This window comes from Pseudooceanicola lipolyticus, from assembly GCF_002786325.1.
GTDB classification, from domain to species: Bacteria; Pseudomonadota; Alphaproteobacteria; order Rhodobacterales; family Rhodobacteraceae; genus Pseudooceanicola_C; species Pseudooceanicola_C lipolyticus.
In genome coordinates, this window is record NZ_PGTB01000266.1 from 1 (window position 1) to 3,254 (window position 3,254).

3 protein-coding genes are annotated in these 3,254 nt (G+C 62.3%); 1 reads left to right on the plus strand and 2 read right to left on the minus strand.

The window, feature by feature from the left end:
• Positions 1-513: RibD family protein (locus CVM52_RS24660; RefSeq protein ID WP_133119980.1), on the plus strand; the 513-nt coding region annotated here is incomplete at its 5' end.
• A gap of 187 nt (positions 514-700) precedes the next feature.
• Here the strand turns inward: CVM52_RS24660 and CVM52_RS24665 are convergent.
• Positions 701-2,215, minus strand: coding sequence for a calcium-binding protein (locus CVM52_RS24665; protein WP_100164934.1), 1,515 nt, complete (start codon positions 2,213-2,215; stop codon positions 701-703).
• Positions 2,216-2,554: 339 nt separating this feature from the next.
• On the minus strand, positions 2,555-3,254 hold a 700-nt coding region (locus CVM52_RS24670; RefSeq protein ID WP_442439583.1), incomplete at its 5' end, for a capsular polysaccharide export protein, LipB/KpsS family.

Here is a 3,254-nt window from a genome sequence, read left to right on the forward strand (position 1 = left end):
GGCACCGCGCGCGCCGACGATCCGGCGCTGACTGCACGCGATCTGGGGCTGACCCGCCAGCCGGTGCGGGTGGTGGTGTCCCGCCGGCTGGACCTGCCGCTGATCTCCAACCTCGCCCGCACCGCCAAACAGGTGCCGGTCTGGATCTGCCACGGCACCGATGCCGATGGCGAGCGCCTGCGCGCCTGGGAGCGGCTGGGCGCGCGGCTGTTCCCCTGCGGCGTCTCGGGAACCCAGCTGGATCCGGGCCAGGTGCTGGGCTGCCTCGGCGAAGCCGGGCTGACCAGCGTGTTCTGCGAGGGCGGCGGCGCGCTGGCCGCCTCGCTGCTGGGAGAAGACCTGGTGGACGAGCTGGTGGGCTTTACCGCCGGCCTCACCATCGGCGCCGAGGGGCTGCCGGCGATCGGCGCACTGGGCCTTGGCCGCCTGGACGGTGCGCCGCGCTTCGAACTGGTGGAAACCCGCGCCATCGGCGGCGACGTTCTGCATCGCTGGCGCCGGGCACTCGGCTGATCGGCCAAGCGCGAGTTGACCGATCAAGTCGCGCATTTTTCGTTGGCGAAAGATACGTCCCGCACCGGCAGCGCGACATCATTCCGTCGACGGAATGCACCAAAAGCCCCCGGCAAGCGAGCATGAGGTTCAAAAAGATTGGGCGGGGGCCATCAATTCGCCCCTGTCGTCAAATCGAGCGCTCAAGTCATACAAACACGAAATCGGACAGGCTTAGGTCGCCCGGCTCAAGACCGTGAAAAAACAGCCGCCCCCCGGCACTGTCGACATAAAGCGCATCCACGGGATCTTGGCTATAATATCCGCCTAAGTAAGCTTCGTCCAAATCCGATCGCAGTTCCGCACGCGCGTCCCGTTTGCTTTGGCCCGGTCTCAGCGAAAACACAAAGGTGTCTTTACCTGGCTTGAAATCCTGAAGCACTATCGGTGCATTCCCCGAAAATGACAGCTCGAACCGATCCGCGCCGTTGCCGCCCGAAAGATCAAAGGTCTCGTTCGTATAAGTCAGACTATCGCGTTCGATCACGATGTGATCATTTCCCGCGCCAGCCTTGATCACGAATTCTCCGTCTTTCACGCGAATAACATCGTCGCCCCGGCCGCCATTCAGCCGATTGAAGCCGTCTTCCGCAATTATCAGATCATCGCCATTGCCGCCGAAGACCGTGTCGTTTCCATAGCCTGTCAATAATGTATCGGCTTGCCCCCGCCCCCTGATCACGTCATCGCCAAAGCCGCCTTCGATCAGATCCGCACCGTTCCCCCCGCGCAGCTGATCGTCGCCGAATTCACCATATAATTCAGCACCGCTGTTCTTGGCCCGCACGGTATCATCACCCTGTCCGGCAAAGATCACCGGCGTGTTCCGGGTGGCCACCAGGTTGTCATCCGCGCTGCCGGCAAAAATCATCTTGGTTAGCGAAGCTTCCTCACGCAGCACGCCCTTTTGTGTCACAACAAGCGGATCGTCCTGGAAAATCAGCGTGACGCCGTTGGTTTCCGCATCATAATCCTTCAGCTTGATCCGGCTGCCATCCGAAAAACTGATGCGCGACGCGTTGTTTTCGAAGCCAAAAGGTCCGTATTCGATCGTGGGACTCTCATTGGGGTCGAAACCATAAAGGTGGATTTCGTCCGAGGGTTCAAACCCCCAAATATCCACAAACTCAAAAGCTGAATCCAGATGGAGTTGGTCTCGGGTTCCGGTCCATGCGATTGCCGCTGGATCGAGGAAAACATAGGCAAAGCGCGAGTTCATGACATAGGCTGTGTCCGCGCCGGGCCCGAGAAAGAGAACGTCCGAACCTGCTTGCGCCTGGAAGCCGTAGCTGTCGCTGCGCGAGGCCATTCCGGACCAGAGAACCACGTCATTGCCTTTCCCGGCGTCCACATCGAAAATACCTTCCGGAGGACTCTGGTTGGTTTCGTCCGGCCAACCTGTATCGAGAACGCCCCCGCGCGGAGCCAGCACCAAGGTGTCGGCCCCACCTCCCGAGTCGACCTCCGTCAAAAGAGGCCCGAGATCATCTTCGTAGCCAAAGGGACGCACGAGGCTGATCAGATCGCGCCCGGGGCCGCCAACGGAATGACGGGCCCCGGCAATGGTATCGTTTCCCTTACCGCCGGAAATCGTCTCCAGGTTTTCTCCGAGCAGATAGTCGTCTCCTCGGCCATTTTCTCGGCCAACCACCGCAATTGTCATCGATCTATCCCTACTGAAATGAATATTTCAAAAGTCTTTCCGAACCAAACGCGTCGTTCGTGGAATTGCAACCGCGAAGCGCCTGAGTTCACACTCAAAGCCAGTTTTAGCTGGTGCAAACACACTACCAGCCGCTCACAGCCAACTTGAAATGCAGATCAGCCATCCTGTGGATGAGCACTTTTAAAGGGCGCGTTAGGAATCGAAGTGTTTTCATCCGCCTTCCAAAAACCGAGGCGGCTGAAACCCGGAAACCTACCGATTGCGGCTGCCACAGGCAAAGCGTCCAAGACATCCGCCGCGACGATTCAGTTTTTTCGCGGACGCCGATCCCTTTCGCTATGACCGCCACAGATGCGCATAGGTGGCAAACAGCCCCTGCAGCTTTGACAACGTGCGGTTGGCCAGCCCCGGATGCGGGATCTGGCCGCTGGAGAGCCGCTCCACCGCCACCTCGACCGGGCAGGGCAGGCCGGTGACCGGATCCAGATAGCGCGGGTAATCGATCAGCGCCGCGTGCACCAGCCCGGCCAGCGCCGGCCGGGCGCTGCGCCGCTGCGGGATCTCGCCCAGATCGGTGGTCAGCCCCCAGCCGGCATAGAACGGCGCGCCCAGCACCGTCACCGCCCGCCCGCGCAGCAGCGCCTCGAAGCCCAGCAGCGAGGTCATGGTCCAGACCTCGTCCACCTGGTCAAGCAGTGCCGCCGGATCGGCGCCGCTGGCCACCAGGTCGGCCAGCCCCTCGGCTTTCACCGCTCCCCGGCGCAGCCCGGCCTCTACATCCGGATGCGGCTTGTAGATGATCACCGCATCGGGCCGGGCCGCCCGCGCCGCGCGCAGCAGGTCGAGATTGCTGCGAACCTCCCCCGCGCCGCAAAGGATCGAGGCATCGTCCTCCACCTGTCCCGGCACCAGCACCCGATGCCCGGCGGGCAGGTCGGGCGCAGCGCCGCCCAGGTTGTACTTGCTCAGCCCTCGCGCGGTCAGCGCGGCGATCAGCCGCTCGGCCCGGCGCGCCTGTCCCTGGGTCAGCGTTGCG

Bases quoted from the DNA above. Each gene is read 5' to 3' on its own strand.
- CVM52_RS24665 (WP_100164934.1), bottom strand. From the start codon at position 2,215: ATGACAATTGCGGTGGTTGGCCGAGAAAATGGCCGAGGAGACGACTAT.